Here is a 19,891-nt window from a genome sequence, read left to right on the forward strand (position 1 = left end):
TCCTTAGAATGGACTACATAGCAAAACTGGCAACGAAAGCATACGCTTGGTTTTGTGGAGCAAAACTGGCAACGAAAGCATACGCTTGGTTTTGTGGAGCGATGCTCCAGTTCCTCTTAATTATAACGGTTGTTACTGTTCCTTGGCTAATCCTTCCTCACAAGGCAGGCTGACCGTAAATGTTGTCCCCTCGCCGACGGTGCTATTTACACTAATCTTGCCGTGATGCGCCTCGACAATAGATTTTGTGATAGAGAGGCCTAAACCTGATCCGCCATATTTACGTGTGCGAGAGGAGTCACTGCGGTAGAATCGATCAAAGATATGTGGGATATGCTCTGCGGGAATTCCGCAGCCATTATCCCGCACGCTTAAGAGAGTCTGATTTCCTGCGGCTTGTAAAGAGAGATGAATGCTGCCTGCCGCGGCATCGGTATGCTGAACTGCATTGTGGAACAGATTCAGAATCACCTGCTTGAGCTTATAGGGATCATATTTACCACGGATGCCATAGGAGATATCAAAAGTAACTTTACGTTGATCTGCGAGCAAAAGCAGATGCGGCTTCATTTCGTGAATTACCTCGCTGAGAATCAGGTCAGTCATCTGCAGCTGTGGAGCTCCATCCATTCGAGCGAGCAGTAGCAGATCCTCGACCAGCTTATTGATCCGTTTCGATTCACCATGCATGCTTCGCAACGAGTTATATAACTGTTCTTTATTATCGGCGGCGCCCCGCAGCAAGACCTCAAGAAAACCGTGTATTGAGGTAAGCGGAGTTCTAAGCTCGTGAGAAGCATCGGCAGCGAACCTGCGCATCTGCTCCTTGGCCTCCCGTTCATTATGAAAGGATATTTCGAGACGTTCGAGCATACCATTGAATGAATGAGCAAGCTTGTCGATCTCGGCCTGTCCTTGGTCAACTGGAAACCGAATGTCCAAATTACCGGCATTAATGATCTCAGCCGATTCTCCCATATTAGAAAGAGGAACTAACGTCTTTCGCAGGGCCGGCAAGTATAGGAATAATCCAGTCAATAAAGCAATCACTGACAAACCTGCGTAGATCAGCAGCTGCTGCATAATCACATCCGTTAATGGCCCCGTGCTCACACTCATTTGCAGCAGCAATCTAGTATTTCCAGGCCTATAAAGATTCATGAATATGGCTAGATGTTCAGTGCCGTCTTCAGCTTGGATGAGCTTGTAATTTCCTGTTGCCCTATCTGTGGTGTGAATCAGCAGCGCATCGTATTGCTCATTGGTCAGCCTGGGTGCTGCTATATCTGAGAGGGTTAATTGCTGTAAATCCCTGAAGGTGCCATCCGAGCTGTACATGGCGAGAGTTGTATGGGCATCAAGCAGAAGCGGGCGCCGGTTCTCGCCAGTTCGCAGCCCACTTGGCATTTTATTCATGTCTTCTCTTTCCAACGGGAAATTGCTGTTAAACTCATTGTTTGTGTCATTTATACCTGTGGTGTCCTCGTCATAGGAATTAAAAAAGTTAAAAAACATCTCACGGGGGACAGAACGTATTTGCGCTTCCATAGACTCCGCTCTATTGCTGTATATAAAATCTCGCATAAGGATATATTGTAAGACTCCAATTAGCAGCAGCAATCCTGATAGAATGAGCAGCGATGTGGCAAGCAGCTGTTTACGCAGGGAACGTGGTGCAGGTAGTCTGCGAAGCCATCTGAAGATGGGAGTGCTCATAGATCCACCCGGTAGCCTGCGCCCCGCAGGGTACGGATAATACGGTGCTCCTTATCTCCGAGCTTCTCACGAAGCGAACGGATATAGACCTCAACGATATTTTCCTCACCGCCAAAATCATAGCCCCACACTTTATCAAGAATCATAGGCTTGCTGAGTACAAGGCCGTGATTGATAACGAGATACTGCAATAACTCGTATTCCGTAGGGGAGAGCTCAAGTACTTCTTCCCTGAAGCGAATTTCCTTTCGCCGGCTGTCAATTCGGAAAGGACCGCAGCGGACCTCGCCTAGCAGCCCCGGAAACTGATTCCGCAGCCGCGCTTGGATCCGCGCTAGTAATTCATCAAAGCTGAAGGGCTTGACCATATAGTCGTCAGCACCAATAGATAGTCCTTTTACGCGATCATCCACTTCGTCTTTTGCAGTAAGCATGATGACAGCTACCTCTGTCTCTTCTGAGCGCAGATAGTGACATACCTCGAATCCATCCATACCCGGCATCATAACATCCAGGATAGCTACATGGGGCTTGAATTCAGCTGCAATCGAAATGGCGCTTAGCCCGTCCGACGCGGTTCGTACTTCAAAACCTTCGTTAAGGAGACCCAGCTCCAGGAACTGTAATATATGAGGCTCATCATCTACGAGCAGAAGTCGAACTCCTTGTACTGCTTTCATCATAGGTTCCTCCAAATCGGTGATAGATAGCTTCATTATGCCATATCCGGTTGAATGTTTGCTGAAGACCGGATGATTCTTTTTCTAGAATAAATGAGTGGATTTCTTTCACATGGCTTTAAATTGGTTAATCTAGTTATAAGGAATATTAACGTGTTTAATGACAAACAGGGTTAAAAATTCCGGATTTTCGGAATTGCGATAAAGGGTTTTGACGAAGAATATAGAACACTTTACAATAAGGATAATCTCCTGATTCAGGCTCCTGATTTTGGAGAATGCTCTCCCTATTTTAGGTTAGATCATCCGAACGTGTAAAATTTCCTTCCTCGTTTTTTCAACTTTGTCATCTTCCTATCAAGGCTCATTTCTTTCTGGTGTATTTCTTTTCTAATTCACTTCTTTCTGGAATTCTGTTCATTCATCCTAGGTTTGCTGAACTTTATATTACCCATAAGTCAAGGGAGGCTCTTCCATGAAGAAAAAAGAAATGGTAGCCATGCTATTGGCTGGAGGCCAAGGCAAAAGATTGAAAGGTTTAACCAAATCGCTTGCCAAGCCCGCTGTCTATTTTGGGGGCACTTATCGGATTATCGACTTTCCTTTAAGTAACTGCTCCAATTCGGGTATTGATACTGTCGGTGTATTGACACAGTATGAGCCACTTATACTACATTCTTACATCGGAGTAGGCAGTGATTGGGATTTGAACCGTAAGAATGGTGGAGTATTCGTATTGCCACCGCATGAACGTGAGAATGGAAGCAGCTGGTATCGGGGAACAGCCGATGCGATTTATCGAAATCTTAAATTTGTAGATCAGTTCGACCCCGAGCATGTCCTTATTCTATCCGGTGATCACATTTATAAAATGGATTATCATGCTATGCTGCAATACCACAAGGAGAGAAACGCAGATTGCACGATTTCTGTGATTGACGTTCCGCTGGAGGAAGCAAGTCGATTTGGAATCTTAAATACGGAGGACGATCTGAAAATTTACGAATTTGAGGAAAAGCCTGCACAGCCAAAAAGCACGCTAGCTTCTATGGGTGTGTACATCTTTAAATGGGAAATTCTCCGCAAGCATTTACTGGAGGACGGAGAGAATATAGGATCATCTCACGATTTTGGTAAAGATATCATTCCTTTGATGCTGGAAGACGGGAACTCTTTATTTGCGTACCCTTTTGAAGGGTATTGGAGAGACGTTGGTACGGTAGCAAGCCTGTGGGAAGCGAATATGGATTTACTGAGCGATAATCCACCGCTTAATCTAAATGATCCCAGCTGGCGCATATTTACACGCAATCCGAATCAACCCGCCCAATATGTCGCACCTGGGGCGAAAGTGTCAGGATGCATTATTAATGAAGGCTGCATTGTGCATGGTGAAGTGAAGCACTCGGTTCTTTTTTATGGCGTAGAAGTAGGTGAAGGCAGTGTGATTACGGACTCCGTAATTATGCCTAAGGTTAAGATTGGTAAGAACGTACGCATTCATAAAGCGATTATTAGTGAGAATACGGTAATCGACGATTATATGGAAATAGGCATCGAGCGGGAGAACGAGAACGAAATTCTGCTGATCGACAATAAAAGCAAGAAACGTAAATCAGCTGTGGCCAAAACCATATAATCAAGCTAAAACGCCTTCGGCGTCCTTCTAGGGACGGTAAGCGTTTATGCGAGATTTATAAGGATAAAGTATATAGTGAAACTTATACTTTCTTATAAATTATAAGAGGACGGTGGATTCCGATGAAGCAACTCATGGGTGTAATTAATCTGGATCATGAACTAGATAAACTAAATGAACTCACTTATTTCCGCTGTGGTGCAGCCGTACCTTTTGCCAGTCGTTATCGGTTGATAGATTTCGTGCTTTCCAATATGATGCGTGCGGATCTGGAGAGCGTGGGCCTGTTTGTTCGCCGTAAATACCGTTCTTTAATGGACCATTTGGGTGACGGAAAATCTTGGGATATGAATCGCAAGCATGGGGGACTATTTATTTTGCCTCCGGACTGGAATGATCCCACCGATACTTCTCTTGGCGACCTTCAGCATTATCATAATAATCTGGATCTTTTTAAACGGGGATCTGCTAAATATATTGTGTTTTCCGGCAGCCAGCATATTAATACTATCGATCTCCAAGACTTGTACAGCTATCATTTGGAGAAGGGTGCCGACGTTACAGTAGTATACAAAAAAATAGAGCAATTGCAGCCAGAACATGAGTTATGCCAGCGTATTGAAGTGGACGAAGAGAATAATGTGACCAATATCCATCATGAGAAGGATCATCCCAATTTATATCTCGATATCTTCATTATGGAGAAAAAACTGTTCCTGGAGCAGGTGGAACATTGCATTGCACATGGTGAGAGTTATTTTTTCCGTGATGTGATTCAGAAAAACCGCCATAAATTCAAAATCGCTGCTTATGAATATCATGGCTATCATGCCGTAATTAATTCATTGGAAAGCTATTATAAGAATAGTCTGGAGCTGCTTCAGCAGGAGAATTACTTTAGTCTGTTCAAAGAAAGTCCCGTGCAGACGAAGATTAAATATGAGGCTCCTACCCGATATTTAGAAAGCGCAAATGTCAGCAATTCACTGGTGGCTAACGGCTGCATTATAGCTGGAACGGTGGAGAACAGCGTGATCTTTCGTGGGGTTCAGGTACGTAAAGGAGCGAAGATCATCAACTCTGTTATTATGCAGAAGTGCATTATAGAGGAAGATGCTGTTATTGAGAATGTGATCATGGATAAAGACGTACATTTAAGTAAGAATCGAATTCTCGTCGGGGATAGTAAACGTCCGTTCGTCATCGCCAAGAGCAGCAAAATATAAACCAACTGGATTAGATGAAACGAAACAGTATAACCTATCTGATCTACAGGCATAGTCTAATGCATCCCTAAAAAAAGCTTTTGTCAGGAGGAACCTGCTGTTGTTTAACGATAAAGAAACTTTCAAACAGGTGTTTCGCGAGACGCTCATCAGTAAATTGGGCAAACCTTTGGAGGAAGCCTCGAATGCTGATGTCTATAAAATATTAGGCAACATGATTCGCGAGAATGCCGGGAAAAATTGGGCGGATACCAATCAAAAGTACAAGACGGATAAGGATAAGCAGGTATACTATTTTTCTATGGAGTTTCTGATCGGAAGACTTCTGGGGAACAATCTGCTGAATATGGGCGTGCTGGAGGTCGTGCGTGAGGGATTGGCCGATCTTGGTTTCTCGCTGCAGGATATTGAGGAGGTAGAAGCCGACGCTGGGCTTGGCAATGGAGGACTTGGACGTCTAGCTGCTTGTTTCTTGGATTCACTGGCCTCCCTGCAATATGCGGGGCATGGTTGCGGTATACGTTATAAATACGGCTTGTTCGAGCAGAAAATCGTTGACGGGTATCAGGTGGAACTGCCCGATTACTGGCTGCAAAATGATAATGTATGGGAAGTGCGTCGTGAAGACAAGCAGGTAGAAGTAAGGTTCTGGGGCGTGATTGAGACTCGCGAGGAGAACGGGCGGCTTATCTTTGAGCATAGTCAATATGAGGCCGTTCGTGCAGTTCCGTATGATGTGCCTATCATTGGTGCAGATCGGCGGCATGTGAATACACTGCGCAACTGGAGTGCGGAGTCCATCACTCAGCCAGCGAGAACATTTGGCTCTTTTGCGGGTTCAGACTATCATAAATTCCTGGAATATAAGCGTTCCGTAGAATCCATCTCGGAGTTTCTGTATCCGGATGATTCACAATACGAAGGCAAGCTGTTGCGGTTGAAGCAGCAATACTTCCTCTGCAGTGCTGGCCTGCAAAGTATTCTGCGAACCTTTGGAAAGCTTGGACTCCCTATACAATCGTTGCCCGACAAGGTTGCACTTCATATCAATGATACACATCCGACGCTTGTAATCCCTGAATTGCTGCGGATTCTGATGGATGTACATGGATTAGGATGGGATGAGGCGTGGAGTATTACAACTCGTATGGTGTCCTATACTAATCATACGATCTTGAGCGAAGCGCTGGAGAAATGGCCTATTCAAATGGTCAGGGACTTGCTTCCACGTATTTTTCTTATTATTGAAGAGATCAATGCCCGCTTCTGCGGCGAGCTGATGAGCCGTTATCCCGGTGATCAGGACCGGATTTCACAGATGGCGATTATTCATGACGATCAGGTTCGCATGGCCCATCTGGCGATTGTGGCGAGCCATAGTGTCAATGGGGTAGCGGCGCTGCATACAGAAATATTGATGAAACGCGAAATGCGGCTCTTTAATGAAATGTACCCGCACCGCTTCAATAATAAGACGAATGGGATTACTCACCGGCGCTGGCTGATGCATGCCAATCCGGATCTGGCTAACCTAATCAATCAATCGATAGGAACCCGCTGGATGAGCCATCCGCAAGAGATGATTGGCTTGATTAAATATTGTGAGGATGCTTCCTTCCAAGAACAAGTGGCCAGCATTAAACGGCGGAATAAGCTCAAGTTGGCTGAATACATCTACAGCAAGCATTCGGTACATGTAGACCCCGACTCTATTTTTGATGTTCAGGTGAAGCGCCTGCATGCTTATAAGCGGCAGCTGCTTAATATTTTGCATATTCTGCATATGTACAACCAAATCAAAGATAATCCTTCGATGGATATGGTACCGCGCACGTTTATATTCGGAGCAAAGGCGGCACCAAGCTATCATTTGGCGAAGCGAATTATCAAGCTGATCAATACTGTGGCAGAGGCTGTCAACAAAGATCCGGATGTTAGAGGCAAGATTCGTATCTTTTTCCTTGAGAATTATTCGGTATCTTTGGCCGAGAAGATCATTCCTGCTGCGGATATTAGTGAACAGATCTCTACAGCGAGTAAAGAGGCCTCCGGTACGGGGAATATGAAGTTTATGATGAACGGTGCATTGACCGTAGGTACGATGGACGGCGCTAACGTGGAAATGCATGAGATGGTAGGGGACAACAATATGTTCCTGTTCGGTCTTCGCGCTGAGCAGGTAATGGATTATTATCAGCATGGCGGCTATCACGCACGTGATATCTACAATGGGGATAGTCGTGTGAAGGAAGTATTGGATCAGTTGGTTAATCCGGGACCTATATGCTGTCATGGTGCGGAGTTTGAGACCATTTTCCATTCTCTTTTGGATAATAACGATGAATTCTTTGTACTTAAGGATTTCGCAAGTTATGTCGAGACTCATGTCGAGATTGACCGGGCATACCGCAACCGTCAGGAATGGCTGAAGAAGTCTATTATAAATATTGGTCATTCCGGTAAATTCTCTAGCGATAATACGATTAGCCGCTACGCCGCGGAGATTTGGAATATCAGTCCGGTACGGCTATAGGCTCAACAAGATTAGGCTGTCTTATAAGTAGGAGATTCCTACAAATGAGACAGCCTATTTCTTATGCTTTATAAGGCAGAGCTGCTTTAGATAACTTCCGATACCAGGGCAGCGAACCGCTCTAGGAACCGGCGTTCCTCATCATCAAAACGATCTTTCAGCGGACTGTCGATATCGAGTACGCCAAGCAAACGATCATCCTTGATCAGCGGGACAACAATTTCGCTGTTTGAAGCGGCGTCACAGGCGATATGTCCCGGGAATGCATGGACATCTCCAACTACTAGCGTGCGTCGTTCCGCAGCAGCCGTTCCGCAGACTCCACGAGACAACGGGATGCGGATGCAGGCAGGAAGACCTTGGAAAGGTCCGAGCACAAGCTCCTTGCCATCAAATAAATAAAAACCGGCCCAATTCGTATCCGGCATAGCGTGTTTAAGCAGTGCCGAAGCATTGGCCAGGTTGGCCGTAGCACTTGGTTCGTCCTTTACTAATGCTTCTAGTTGGATTAGAACCGCTTCAAACTGCTCGTTGCGTGTTCCATCGTAAGGCATAGCTTGAAACATGAAGCATCACCTTCCTGTACTTTAAATTCAAATATGAACTCATAACTGTAATTATCAACATAGTACAGCTAGACATGATACGTCAAGCGACAATACCAATCTGTAACAATATGGAATGTTCCTTGAAGTCCATGAAATGCGCAACAGCCACAATAATGTTTCCGAGGATCGGTCAGAGGGTAATGCTAGTATAAATACCGAAGGCTATATAGCCGGAAGAGGTGGAATATGCGCGCTGATGTACAGAACTTGTTCATAGGAATTCATATGCTTTATTGTGCACGGGATAAAGATGTGACGATCTCAGAGATGCTGCTCGGACTTGAAGATCTGGGGTATCGTGTAGGAGAACGCGAAGTGAAACAGGAATTGGAAAAGCTGACACTGGACAACTTTCTGACTGCCCATACCGAAGGGTACAGTATTACGGGGACTGGAATTGAAGAGTTCAAGGATATTCGAGCCAAACTTCAGGTGTTATGCAGTGAAGTTATTCATGAAGCGGAATGAAATCATTGTAGTTAAGTTTAATAAAAAGCGTCTGTATTAAGGGAGTGTATGCCCCCTGATGCAGACGTCTTTTTATGTTAACGCGTAGAATTTGTTCTTTTCAATGTTAAAGAATTTAGAACTTTTATCTTAAGGATATACTCTTGAATGATGTATAATTGATAAGTTGAAGGGGGGCAGAGACTTGTATATCTGCAATGGAGTGATACCCACACTGGTCGGCAGTAGATTGAAGCTGTGCGCTATGACTACTGAGCATGCTTCAGCATTATATCAGATCTGGTCTCATCCAGAGGTCACCCGCTGGCTGGGGGCTCCAGCATTATCCTCTATAGAAGAGACTAAGCAACTGATTGCTTTTTTATCACAGATGGCTCAGGAAGAGGAGAGTTTGCGCTGGAGTATTGTAGGACCCGAAGGTGAAGTTATAGGGAGCTGCGGTTATAACTATTGGCAGTTGCAGGGAGCTTACCGCGGGGAAATTGGCTGCGATCTGGCGCCTGCCTTTTGGGGACTTGGATATATGAAAGAAGCGCTTGGTTTAGTGCTCGACTTCGGCTTTAATAGGATGGGGCTGAATCGGATAGAAGCGCTGTGTCATCCTGATAATAATCGTGCGGAGAGGCTGGTTCAAACGCTCGGCTTTCAGAAGGAAGGTATACTGCGTCAATATCGCCAGACACCTTCCGGCTTTCAGGATGTGACCCTACATGCGCTTCTACGTGGGGAATGGGAATGATTTTATTACATAAAGAGAGGGTTTGGAACATTGAAGTCAACAGGGGATTTAGAACGTAAATTAATACTGATAGGGGTGCTGCTAGCTACCTTTCTGGCTGCGATTGAAGGAACGGTAACAGGACCAGCGGGTCCAGCTATCGTAGGTGAATTTCAGGGAATGCAGTGGCTTAGCTGGATATTCACTTCTTATTTGCTGGCAATGGCTATTACTACTCCTATTTTCGGCAAAATCAGTGATCTCTTTGGACGCAAGCCGGTGTTCATGTGGGGAGCAGCTGTTTTTTTATTAGGCTCGTTATTATGCGGTATTTCGCAAAGTATGGAGCAGCTGATCCTGTTCCGGGCAATACAGGGGATTGGCGCGGGTGCGCTCATTCCAATGACCTTTACCATCATCGGGGATATTTACAGTATCGAGGAGAGAGCGAAGACACAAGGATTACTTAGCTCTGTATGGGGGATTTCCTCTTTGGTAGGTCCTCTTCTTGGGGGATATGTAGTAGATTACCTAAGCTGGCGCTGGGTATTTGTTTTTAATCTGCCATTCGGTTTATTAGCAATGGTATTTATTGCCCGCTATCTGAAGGAAGAGAAGGTACGTCGGAAAGCACAAATTGATGTGGCAGGGGTGCTGCTGTTCGCTGCTGGTATGGGCGCATTGCTCTTCAGTCTCTCCACAGGTGGACAGAATCTGGAGTGGACATCCCCACTGCTAATCGCAACTCTAAGTGTGGCTGTTATCCTGCTAGTCTTATTTTTCTTTGTGGAGCGTCGTGCTCCTGAACCTATGTTGCCGCTGGGTCTATTCTCGAACCGCAACATAGCGGTGTCTACTGGCGCTAACCTGCTGGTAAGCACATTAATTATTGGGCTTTCTACGTATGTGCCATTATGGGTGCAGGGTGTATCCGGAAAAAGCGCCGCCATCTCAGGTTTGCTACTGGCGCCGATGTCGGTAGGCTGGATGTTTGGTTCGATCGCCGGAGGGCGGATGATTCTAAAAGCGGGTTCGCGTCGAACCGCAATGCTTGGATTGATTATGATCGCTGCCGGGGCTATTGGCCTGGCTTTCTTAACAGGGGAGTCTTCACAGCTGCTGCTTTTATGCTTGATGCTGGTCTGTGGAGTTGGCTTTGGGTATTCTTCTACAGTCTTTACGATTATTGCGCAGTCCTCTGTTGCGTATGAGCAACGGGGAGCATCTACAGCGCTTAATGCGTTCACGCGTTCTTTAGGACAGACTGTTGGGGTGGCTATTTTTGGTTCTTGGCTGAACTTGAATATTGATAAGCTGTTAAGAAAACAACCGGATTCGAACATCTCAGGGGATGATATTAATAAGCTGCTTGGATCGCATGCAGGAACTAACCTGTCAGGGGAAGTATCAAATAGTTTGCGTGATGCCCTTGAAGGTGGTCTTCATTCATTATTTATCGTAATGGCAGTTTTCGCTGTTTTGTCGCTGATAATATCCTGGGGTTTGCGCAAGGGTGTGCCTTCAGTAGAGGATGCTACATCGTCCTTGAAAAAGGCATAACTTATTAGGTGGATAGCGTGTTAAAGTGGTTGAACCATACGAATTGACTCTTGGAGTGGCGTACGGAGTGACACATAGAATGACGCATGGAGAGACACATGGACTAACGGACGGAGTAGCACATGGAATCACGCACGGAATAACGGACGGTGGCACGCCAGATTGATGTAACCTCTAGAGTAGAGAGTCGATGGAAGCAGTGGATAGACGCGTTTAGTTGTATTTCGTACAACTATAATCCTGCCGGTAACTTTTTCAATGGATATAGCTGTATTTAGTACACCTATTTTCTTGATTTACTCGCCTAGGGGTGGTTTGTCTGGTTTTTAATTGTACAGAATACACTTAAAGTTAGAATTAGCCGATTTGCATACGAAATAGCTGTATAGAATGCAGTTATTCCCTAAGTTACTGCTCAGGTTCATCAAGATCGGGCGCTGAAAATATAGCGGGTTACATCAAAAGTGAATTTTACCGAGAGCGATAGTAACGGTCAGCTGAAAGGGACGCCCAATCGGAAGCGTGCTCGCCAAGTCTAATCGGAAGCATGCTTGCAAGTCCTGCCGAATAAGGATGACTATGATCCGAGGGTTGCCAAAAGCGGACCTCAAAGTCCGTCTTCGGCATCGACTTGCCGATCATCTGCTCAAGTAAGCCGGTGCAGAACAAAAAAACCAATAGGCGATTCTCAAATAAATCGGAGAATCGCCTATTGGTTTTCTTTTTAACATTAACAGAAATCAATAACAGCTTGTCTGTAACACATAAACAAGGGACTCTTACTTACGGGGAAGAGGGGATAGCTTCTCAGCTTGTAGACCCATCTTTTTGAGCAGAACAATCATTTGTTCCTTCTCATCATCATTCAGACCGCTGAAAGCAAGATGCAGGCGTTCCGAATATTTCGGATACATCTCATTCATGAGACGTTCACCTTCCGTAGTCAGCTCCGCAAAAATCACACGGCGGTCGCTCGGACAAGGCTTACGCTGCAAATAGCCGCGTTCCTCAAGCTTATCGATTACGTAAGTAACGTTGCCGCTTTGCAGCAGCAGCTTGGCGCCAATTTGTTGAATGGGTTGTGGTCCCTTATAGTACAACACTTCCATAACGGCAAAGGCAGTCGGATTAAAACCTTCAATTTTGCTGCCGGTAACAGCATGTTCATTAATGCTCTTAAAAGACTTGGCAAATACCCGGTACAAATGTAGTGTTAATTGCGTATCACGTTCGTAAGATTGTATCATGCTTCTCCACCCTCTATCGTTAATCATGTGTGAACTCATCGCACAGTTTGCAATCAATAGTCATTAGTGCACGGGTTACCTGTGCAACGAACCTTGAGATAACCTTAGAATACGTGAAAGAGCGAATGAAGAACATGTGATTTGTCACAATGAGCACACTTTTAATTATTAAAAATCAAACAATTTTTTAAATACGATAAAAACGAAGGTTTTTTTGATTTCAGTCTTTGAAAGGATAAGAATTTCAGCCTTAGGTTCAAGCGCTATTTACGCCTCCAGACGGATGATTGATGTTCTCCAATATTTTACTATTACTTCATCGAGAAATAGTAACGGGGAGTGAAGTAAGATGGAGGAACAGCTGGCTCATGATTCAAAAGAAGGAAAGCTGACGGCGAATAAGCCCTTTATGCTGCTTATTGCCGCACAGCTTGTATCGAATGTGGGAGACTGGTTGCATATACTAGCGCTACTGACAATGGTAGGTTTTAAATGGAATGCTACACCGTGGGAAATTACGGCTATATCTTTATGTATGGCTGTGCCGTTGCTCTTGGGAGGGCCGTTTGCAGGTTATTTAAGTGACCGGTTTAACCGCAAGGCGCTGATGATTGGTTCCGATCTTGCTCGTGCCGGAATCGTTGTTTGTTTGGTATTTGCAGGTTCTCTCTGGCAGGTATATGTCCTGTTGGTAGCTAAAGGGATCATGGATGTACTCTTTTCACCAGCCAAAAGCGGAAAGCTCAAGGAGCTTGTCCCTGCGGCCCAGATGGATAAAGCCATGGCGCTTAGCTCATCTATTGAACAAATAACTAAAATTGTAGGTCCTGCTCTCGGTGGACTGCTGGTTGCCGCATTTGGTATTGCTGCTTGTTATGTGATTGACTCGGCTACCTTCATTTTATCGGCGGTCATCTTAATAGGACTGCCGCGTACGGCTGCACTGAAGAAAGATGCAGCAGAGGATAGCACAGGGGAGAATGGTGCTCGGAAGTCTTTTCGCCAAGAAATGTCGGCGGGTCTGCAGGTGATCGTGGGAATGCCTGTAGTGCTTTGCGGGATTGCTATGCTGGTGCTAGTGCTGCTAATGCTGCAAATTGGTGATTCGCAGATTGTAACGTTATTCCGGGAAATTCCGGGTGTGAACGGAGATCTGCTGGGTTGGTGTGTGGCAGCCAGTGGTCTTGGCACCTTACTGTCAGCCCTGCTTGTAAGCCGTATAGGCAGTGGTAAACATACGCTCGTCTTCATGGGATTGGGAGCTGTAATTATGGGGGGTGTTTTCTCAAGTGCAGGAATTGTAACTGCCCACGGTCAGGCTGGACTCTGGATGAACATCGCTTTGTTTGGTTCTTTTATGTTTGCTGGTGTGGGGGCAGGCCTTGCGTTTATTCCCTTCAATTCTATGCTGCAACAGCGGACCCCTGCGGAATACACGGGCCGTGTATTTGGAACTATAGGCATTCTAACAAGTGCGGCTGTTATCTTAGGACCTGTAGCCGGTGGGGCTTTAGTTACAGCGTCAGGACCTGTCCCGGCGTTCATTCTCTCTGGTACGCTTACAGCCCTGCTTGGAGTGTTGCTGTTAATGCTGCGTGGTAAAATCGAGCGGAGAGATGAAGCGGCAATTAAACGTGAGGAAGGAATTTCAGCAACAAATAACCTAGAGCTTCTCGGACAGACCTCTCTTTAATGGGAGGTTTCTTTTTAAATATAAGAGTAGTTCTCTTAGCTGTGAAAAAATCAGTATGCTTCCTTGGAGAAAGTATATATAGTACGATTAGAGAAGCTATCTTTCTGGATTGGAATTTCGATAATAATATTTATAAGAAATATTTAGGAGTTGGCGAATATGGAGAATGTAGAAATAACAGGGGATACCGAGAGCGACGAAGAGATTGTACTCGATGTTGAGATCGATGAAGCAGGCTATGAAGCAGGTGCCCCATGCATATTCGATATTTCATTTCAGGTGCGGCGTGGACAGCTGCTCGGACTGATCGGACCAAATGGTGCGGGAAAAAGTACTACAATCAAAACATTGCTCGGTTTGCTTAAGAATACCAAAGCTAAGGTCTCCTTTAATGGAGTTAATAAGTCCTATGCTTATGTACCGGAGCAGCCGGTGTTTTATGAGGATCTGACCTTATGGGAGCACTTAGATTTGGCTGCTGCTGCTTATGGACTAAAATATGAGCAGTTTCAAGAAACGGCGGAGAGATTACTGAAGCAGTTCGGTATGAATCATGTCCGTGATGATCTTCCAGCTGGCTTCTCTAAGGGTATGAAACAGAAAATGATGCTGATGCTGGGCTTTTTGGTACAGCCGGATGTTTATATTGTGGACGAGCCTTTTATCGGCTTGGATCCTCGGGCCACTAAAGATTTCCTGCGACTGCTGGAAGCGGAGCGGCAGCGCGGAGCTGGTGTATTAATGTCTACGCATGTATTGGATACTGCTGAGAAAATTTGCGATGATTTTGTGCTGATCTCGGGTGGCAGGGTTGCCGCTGCAGGAACGCTTGAAGATATACGTGATTATGCTGGGCTGCCGGAGGCGTCGTTGTTTGATTGCTTCGACGAACTGACATGAGTAAGCAGAAGCAGCGAGGGTTTGCTTTTCCTACCTCCAAAAAGCTATTCTGGCGGCGATTATTTTCTCATTGGCGTGAGCAATCTGCTATTATTCGTACGGCAGCCGATTGGACTGTGCTGTTATATATACTGATTCCCGGAGGATTTCTGGGAGGACGGTTATATTACGGGTTCTGGAATGAGGCACTGCCAGCTTGGAGTGCAGATTTGCCGTTTATGTTGATTCCTTCATTATTAGTGCTCCTGCTCTGTAGAGGTGGACTGGTGCTATTATTGCAGGAAGGGGATCTATTATTTCTAAGACAACGGCAGCGATGGATAAATACGATCATGTTTCGCGGGTTGCTGTACAGCCTGATCGTAACATCGTTGAAGTTCTGTGTAGCTTTTGTGCTGTTATTACCTTTCCTGGTTCGGGGATATGGAATGCTGTCATCCGAGGTATGGGCGCTGTTCGCTCTAACTCTGGCATGTAGCTGGTGCGTTAAATTACTTGGGCATATTGTAAAAGTACAAAAGCAAGGCTGGCGGCGCTGGCTGTGGCTGTTTCTGGCCATCTCCGTTCCCTGTGGGATTTATTTCCGTGCAGCTGCGTTTTGGAACAACCGTCCAGTTTTTATGCTGCTGATTGCAGCACTCTTTGCAGTCGTAGCGGTAATCGCTCTTCAGCGGCGTATAGTGATGCGTGGGACATTCATGAACGATGTGCGTGAAGATTATAAGCAGCGGATGAAAATAGCGGCCCTATTGCTCCGCGGCGTACTGGATAAGCCGCGTCCGACCCGCCATAAGCCGTGGATTTTCCGAAAATCACAGCCTTTGCTAAAATCAAAAACTGCCGAGAGCCGTTTCTCTGCGGCAGCGATTAAGGCACTTGTACGGAATCCGGCCCATTTAAAGCTCTACTTATCGTTTACTGCTGTGTCCCTTCTAGCGATATTTATCATTCCATCAGGGTTCAAATGGCTGGGCTTTATAGTTTTAGTTTCCCTCATGACCAATTGGCTGTTGTCGTTCTGGTCGTTATTCGTGGGAGATGATTACATCGGAATTCTGCCGTTTACGAAAGAACAAAAAGCCGAAGCGGGGCTGCGTGCGGTCCCTATCTTACTGTTTCCTTTTTCAATCATTTGTTCTGCGCTGATCTGTATTTCCTTATATGGATGGTTTGGGATTATCCTGTTCATCCCGCTAGGTTATATCGTTGCACTGTTTAGCTCTAGAATATTTGGAACATTTCGCTTAGCGAAATAAAGATATAAATAGAACGGAAGAGTGCCCCATAAGCCGTAAAAAGGCTGCTGGGGCACTCTTCTTTTTTTGTCTTGATTCGATCTATTGCACGCACGTACGTATGAGGTACCTAGCTAGCCTATCGGACACAGCTGCCCCTAAACATACTATTTTTCCACTTTTAGGATGCTAACGGACTCCATAGTTGCTATTGCCATGAAAAACACCATATATGAGCCTCATTATAAGGAATAGCGTCGTTGGAGTCCGAAACCCTGCCAATAAGGTGAAAAATACGCAAATAACGTCATCTGGGTCCGAAGCCGCAGTAGCTGATTAGGCAGACGCTCCACATAGCTAACGAACCCAAAACAGAGGAGCGATTCTCCAATTAATGAGAGAATGGCGCGGTCCGCCATTTTCAAAGCAGTAAGCTGCTTGGAGGATATTCACGTTGCACTAGAGATTATCCCAGTCGAATGTCAGCGGCGTGTTTGCCTGCTGTATATCCTGTTGAGAAGGCCGCTGTTATATTGTAGCCTCCTGTATAGCCATGGATATCGAGTACCTCGCCGCAGAAGAATAACCCCGGCATAAGCTTCGATTCCATTCTTTTGGGATCGATCTCCTTCAGATTTACCCCACCGCCGGTAACAAAGGCCTCGGATAGGGAACGGGTGCCATGCACATAAACTGGCATGCGTTTCAAAATCCCAGCCAATAGAAGCAATCCATTCTTGGAGACGTGATGACCGGTTGTATCCCCATCTAATTCAGCTTTAGTCAGCAAGAGGGGGATGAGACGTTCTGGCAACAGTCCTTTCAGCGAATTGCGGATCGCTTTCTTTGGTTCCTGATCCAGCTTATCCTGCAACATAGATTCTACTTCCTGTGCGTTCAGATCAGGGAAGAGATCGATGGACATCTCCACCGTATCTGTGCCGGATTTACGTTGGACTTGTCTCAGAAATTGGCTGCACCGCAGTGCAATGGGTCCTGATAATCCAAAATGGGTGAATATCATATCCCCTCGATGAGAGATGACTTTCTTTCCTTTAGGATTCCACACAGTAAGGACCACATCACGTAACGACAGACCTTGCAGCTCGCCGGACTTAATCCATTCTTCCCGTGAAAGAATCGGCACCTCTGTCGGGAACAGCTCGGTGATCGTGTGCCCTGCGGCTTCTGCCCAAGGGTAACCATCTCCCGTGGAGCCGGTCTGTGGTACGGACTTGCCTCCGGTAGCGATGATAACAGCAGTGCAGGCGATCGTCTTGCCCGAGCTCAGCTGGACTCCCTTAACAGCCCCTTCGTTATAGATTATTCTTGAGACGGGACTGTCGGTCATAATCTGTACGCCTAGACTCCGTACTTTGCTAATTAAGGCAGAGACGACACTAGAGGCCTTATCGGAAACGGGAAACATCCGCCCGTTATCTTCTTCTTTTAATGCAATGCCTAAACCTTCAAAAAAGGCGATGATATCCTGGTTATTAAAATGGTCGAAGGCACTATACAAAAAACGCCCGTTTCCTGGAATATGGGCGATTAGCTCGTCTCTTTCCTTGATGTTGGTAACATTGCAGCGTCCGCCACCAGATATTCCGAGCTTTCGGCCTAGTTTTGCTCCCTTGTCGATTAGCAGAACGGATGCCCCGTGTTCTGCAGCGGCCACGCTGGCCATTAGACCCGAAGGGCCGCCCCCAATGACGATCACATCGTAATTGCTCATGAAATTTAACTCCTTTACATGTTAAGACACGGAAGCCTATTCCGCGGGTATTCCTAACGGAATCATACCATTCTGATTCACATGTAACCAGTCTTGTCCAATCATTAGGTGATTATCGTTGTCAGGAGAGTAATCCTGTGCTTTAATCTAAGCATGTAGGGTAATTTGTCCATTTTGGGGTGTGATTGTAATTATGGGTGCGGTTAAGGATATCTTATTGCAAATATCGGCAGCATGCTCCTTTCTTTTTCTTTTTCAATGGTGGGTGGACCGTAGATTTGTGACACGGAAAAAGGGGAAGCTTCCAAATGATCAGACCTTTTTGATTTTGGCGTGTACGTTTAGTCTTATCCTGTGCTCTCTTCTTTCGACAACTTTGTTTGGTGTAGCCTATTTAAATTTAGGATTAATCCCTGCGTATATTGGTATTTTATATGGAACTACTCGTTCGGGCATTTTGCTGTCCATTTTTTTGCTTATCTGCAATGTAATCATCGCGGAGCCTACAGGAATCAGTAATGTGATATTGAATTCAGGGATTTTATTATATCCGCTACTGTTTGGACTGGCCAAACCTTTTAAGAAAGGTACAGTAGTTGAGAAGATCGGTATGTTATGGATGATTCTTTGTCCAAGCATGCTATTTATTGCGTTAGTCCCTATTATAGGCGGGAAAAATATATATGAATCTAATTCCGTGCAAGCATTTCTGATTACGGTATATCTGTTTTTCACCATCGCTTTAGGTGGTATTTTTGTATATTATGTTGAGATGGTTAGAAGTAGATTGCAGGATAAAGTACAGATGGAGAATATCAGTGAAAGTTTCCAGTGGGAGTCCGAGAAGCTGCAGCAGATTACCAATGTAGTCCCTCTGAGTATTATGTCTCTGGATGAACACGGAGTTGTAACTGACCTTAACGATTGCATGTTAGGAATGATGCGGGCTCATTATCCCAATTTGCGAAAAGAGGATATTATTGACGAACCGGTAAAAAAGTTTTTTCACAGCTCAGTGGATACACAGGCATATATGCGGGTAAGTGATAATATCCGCTCTAAACGGCGTTCCAGTGAAAAAATGATTCATGAGTCGCGCATCTATCAGATTTATTCAGCGCCGTTAATGCATAAGAGCTCAGGGGTAACAAGTGGTGCTGTAATTATTGTGCAGGATATGACCAATGAGGAAAAACTACGTGTAGAGCTCGATCATGTGGAACGTTTGAGCTTGGTCGGGCAGATGGCTGCTGGAATTACCCATGAGATTCGTAATCCTATGGCGGTAGTTCGGGGTTTTTTGCAGCTGATGAGAGAAAAGAGTGCTCAAGAATTGGATTCTTATTATCAGATTGTGATGGAAGAGCTGGACCGCGCTAATAGTATTATTAATGATTTTTTATCCTTGGCACAGAGCCGGGTTTCTGATAAAGAGAAGGTGCTGCTGCACCATATTATAGAAGAAGTTAGTCCATTGCTGTGGGCTGATGCTAATCTTCGCGGTCAAAGTGTTGAACTGAAGCTGAGCCCATCACTGCATGAATTAGAGCTGAATGTCCGGGAAATCAAGCAGCTCATACTCAATTTAGGACGCAACGGCATGGAGGCTATGGGACCTAAGGGGGTGCTGACGCTGGAAACACGCAGTACTCATGATAAAGTGGAGTTGATTGTCACCGATAGCGGCGTTGGTATGTCAGAAAGTCAACGTGAGAAGCTGTTTCTTCCCTTTTTTACGACGAAAATCCAGGGAACAGGTCTAGGCTTATCCTTGTGCCTAAGTATTGTGGAGCGGCATAACGGTAAAATAAATGTAGAGTCTGTAGAAGGAGAGGGGACGGTATTTACGATCTCCTTCCCATTGGATAAGGAGGAACCCAGCGGGGTTCGCTCTTAGATTGAATCACCCTCTACAGCATCTCTTGCTTTCACA

16 protein-coding genes are annotated in these 19,891 nt (G+C 45.4%); 11 read left to right on the forward strand and 5 right to left on the reverse strand.

Annotation, left to right across the window (positions count from 1 at the left end):
• Nucleotides 1-132 precede the first annotated feature (132 nt).
• Nucleotides 133-1,716 (reverse strand): HAMP domain-containing sensor histidine kinase, encoded by a 1,584-nt coding sequence (locus MKX34_RS02905; protein WP_076105955.1) that lies wholly within the window; start codon nucleotides 1,714-1,716, stop codon nucleotides 133-135.
• Nucleotides 1,713-2,396: a response regulator transcription factor gene (locus MKX34_RS02910; RefSeq protein WP_038568592.1), complete on the reverse strand. Its 684-nt coding sequence runs from the start codon at nucleotides 2,394-2,396 to the stop codon at nucleotides 1,713-1,715. The genes MKX34_RS02905 and MKX34_RS02910 overlap by 4 nt, the downstream gene beginning before the upstream one ends.
• 475 nt (nucleotides 2,397-2,871) lie before the next feature.
• Here MKX34_RS02910 and MKX34_RS02915 point away from each other — a divergent pair, with 475 nt between their 5' ends.
• From MKX34_RS02915 to MKX34_RS02925, 3 genes are all read left to right on the forward strand, one after another.
• Nucleotides 2,872-4,035 (forward strand): glucose-1-phosphate adenylyltransferase, encoded by a 1,164-nt coding sequence (locus MKX34_RS02915; RefSeq protein WP_038568594.1) that lies wholly within the window; start codon nucleotides 2,872-2,874, stop codon nucleotides 4,033-4,035.
• 122 nt (nucleotides 4,036-4,157) lie between these two features.
• Entirely contained in the window at nucleotides 4,158-5,261 is a 1,104-nt protein-coding gene (gene glgD / locus MKX34_RS02920) for a glucose-1-phosphate adenylyltransferase subunit GlgD (RefSeq protein ID WP_036676786.1), read from the forward strand.
• Nucleotides 5,262-5,361: 100 nt separating this feature from the next.
• Nucleotides 5,362-7,794, forward strand: a complete 2,433-nt coding sequence (locus MKX34_RS02925) for a glycogen/starch/alpha-glucan phosphorylase (protein WP_038568597.1) — start codon at nucleotides 5,362-5,364, stop codon at nucleotides 7,792-7,794.
• Between the two features lie 86 nt (nucleotides 7,795-7,880).
• Here MKX34_RS02925 and MKX34_RS02930 read toward each other — a convergent pair whose 3' ends face one another.
• Nucleotides 7,881-8,360 carry a GAF domain-containing protein gene (locus tag MKX34_RS02930; RefSeq protein WP_036676791.1) on the reverse strand — a complete coding sequence of 160 codons (480 nt, stop codon included), beginning with the start codon at nucleotides 8,358-8,360 and terminating at the stop codon, nucleotides 7,881-7,883.
• A gap of 228 nt (nucleotides 8,361-8,588) precedes the next feature.
• On the opposite strand from MKX34_RS02930, the gene MKX34_RS02935 reads away from it, so the two are divergent.
• The 4 genes from MKX34_RS02935 to MKX34_RS02950 all read left to right on the forward strand — a co-directional run bounded on the left by MKX34_RS02935 (nucleotide 8,589) and on the right by MKX34_RS02950 (nucleotide 11,314).
• Entirely contained in the window at nucleotides 8,589-8,870 is a 282-nt protein-coding gene (locus MKX34_RS02935; RefSeq protein ID WP_036676794.1) for a hypothetical protein, read from the forward strand.
• A gap of 184 nt (nucleotides 8,871-9,054) precedes the next feature.
• On the forward strand, nucleotides 9,055-9,609 hold the full coding sequence (locus tag MKX34_RS02940; RefSeq protein ID WP_036676796.1) for a GNAT family protein: 555 nt from the start codon (nucleotides 9,055-9,057) through the stop codon (nucleotides 9,607-9,609).
• Nucleotides 9,610-9,639: 30 nt separating this feature from the next.
• On the forward strand, nucleotides 9,640-11,148 hold the full coding sequence (locus MKX34_RS02945; protein WP_036676799.1) for an MDR family MFS transporter: 1,509 nt from the start codon (nucleotides 9,640-9,642) through the stop codon (nucleotides 11,146-11,148).
• A gap of 25 nt (nucleotides 11,149-11,173) precedes the next feature.
• On the forward strand, nucleotides 11,174-11,314 hold the full coding sequence (locus MKX34_RS02950; RefSeq protein WP_179088401.1) for a hypothetical protein: 141 nt from the start codon (nucleotides 11,174-11,176) through the stop codon (nucleotides 11,312-11,314).
• 613 nt (nucleotides 11,315-11,927) lie between these two features.
• Here the strand turns inward: MKX34_RS02950 and MKX34_RS02955 are convergent.
• Complete coding sequence (locus MKX34_RS02955) at nucleotides 11,928-12,395, reverse strand: MarR family transcriptional regulator (RefSeq protein WP_036676802.1); 468 nt, start codon at nucleotides 12,393-12,395, stop codon at nucleotides 11,928-11,930.
• A 349-nt stretch (nucleotides 12,396-12,744) separates the two neighbouring features.
• Between MKX34_RS02955 and MKX34_RS02960 the strand changes: the two genes are divergently transcribed.
• The 3 genes from MKX34_RS02960 to MKX34_RS02970 all read left to right on the forward strand — a co-directional run bounded on the left by MKX34_RS02960 (nucleotide 12,745) and on the right by MKX34_RS02970 (nucleotide 16,244).
• Entirely contained in the window at nucleotides 12,745-14,088 is a 1,344-nt protein-coding gene (locus MKX34_RS02960; RefSeq protein ID WP_076297315.1) for an MFS transporter, read from the forward strand.
• A gap of 159 nt (nucleotides 14,089-14,247) precedes the next feature.
• Complete coding sequence (locus tag MKX34_RS02965) at nucleotides 14,248-14,988, forward strand: ABC transporter ATP-binding protein (protein WP_036676805.1); 741 nt, start codon at nucleotides 14,248-14,250, stop codon at nucleotides 14,986-14,988.
• Nucleotides 14,985-16,244 (forward strand): ABC transporter permease, encoded by a 1,260-nt coding sequence (locus tag MKX34_RS02970; RefSeq protein WP_076272729.1) that lies wholly within the window; start codon nucleotides 14,985-14,987, stop codon nucleotides 16,242-16,244. The genes MKX34_RS02965 and MKX34_RS02970 overlap by 4 nt, the downstream gene beginning before the upstream one ends.
• 445 nt (nucleotides 16,245-16,689) lie before the next feature.
• Here MKX34_RS02970 and MKX34_RS02975 read toward each other — a convergent pair whose 3' ends face one another.
• Nucleotides 16,690-17,958, reverse strand: coding sequence for an NAD(P)/FAD-dependent oxidoreductase (locus MKX34_RS02975; RefSeq protein WP_076105967.1), 1,269 nt, complete (start codon nucleotides 17,956-17,958; stop codon nucleotides 16,690-16,692).
• A gap of 280 nt (nucleotides 17,959-18,238) precedes the next feature.
• Between MKX34_RS02975 and MKX34_RS02980 the strand changes: the two genes are divergently transcribed.
• Nucleotides 18,239-19,855, forward strand: coding sequence for an ATP-binding protein (locus MKX34_RS02980; protein WP_081394564.1), 1,617 nt, complete (start codon nucleotides 18,239-18,241; stop codon nucleotides 19,853-19,855).
• Nucleotides 19,856-19,891 lie beyond the last annotated feature (36 nt).

Source organism: Paenibacillus sp. FSL R5-0636, assembly GCF_037974255.1.
Taxonomy (GTDB): domain Bacteria; phylum Bacillota; class Bacilli; order Paenibacillales; family Paenibacillaceae; genus Paenibacillus_AQ; species Paenibacillus_AQ odorifer.

Coding starts and splice junctions, on each gene's coding strand:
- MKX34_RS02905 (WP_076105955.1), bottom strand. CDS start 1,716: ATGAGCACTCCCATCTTCAGATGGCTTCGCAGACTACCTGCACCACGT.
- MKX34_RS02910 (WP_038568592.1), bottom strand. CDS start 2,396: ATGAAAGCAGTACAAGGAGTTCGACTTCTGCTCGTAGATGATGAGCCT.
- MKX34_RS02915 (WP_038568594.1), top strand. CDS start 2,872: ATGAAGAAAAAAGAAATGGTAGCCATGCTATTGGCTGGAGGCCAAGGC.
- glgD (WP_036676786.1), top strand. CDS start 4,158: ATGAAGCAACTCATGGGTGTAATTAATCTGGATCATGAACTAGATAAA.
- MKX34_RS02930 (WP_036676791.1), bottom strand. CDS start 8,360: ATGTTTCAAGCTATGCCTTACGATGGAACACGCAACGAGCAGTTTGAA.
- MKX34_RS02935 (WP_036676794.1), top strand. CDS start 8,589: ATGCGCGCTGATGTACAGAACTTGTTCATAGGAATTCATATGCTTTAT.
- MKX34_RS02955 (WP_036676802.1), bottom strand. CDS start 12,395: ATGATACAATCTTACGAACGTGATACGCAATTAACACTACATTTGTAC.
- MKX34_RS02960 (WP_076297315.1), top strand. CDS start 12,745: ATGGAGGAACAGCTGGCTCATGATTCAAAAGAAGGAAAGCTGACGGCG.
- MKX34_RS02965 (WP_036676805.1), top strand. CDS start 14,248: ATGGAGAATGTAGAAATAACAGGGGATACCGAGAGCGACGAAGAGATT.
- MKX34_RS02970 (WP_076272729.1), top strand. CDS start 14,985: ATGAGTAAGCAGAAGCAGCGAGGGTTTGCTTTTCCTACCTCCAAAAAG.
- MKX34_RS02975 (WP_076105967.1), bottom strand. CDS start 17,958: ATGAGCAATTACGATGTGATCGTCATTGGGGGCGGCCCTTCGGGTCTA.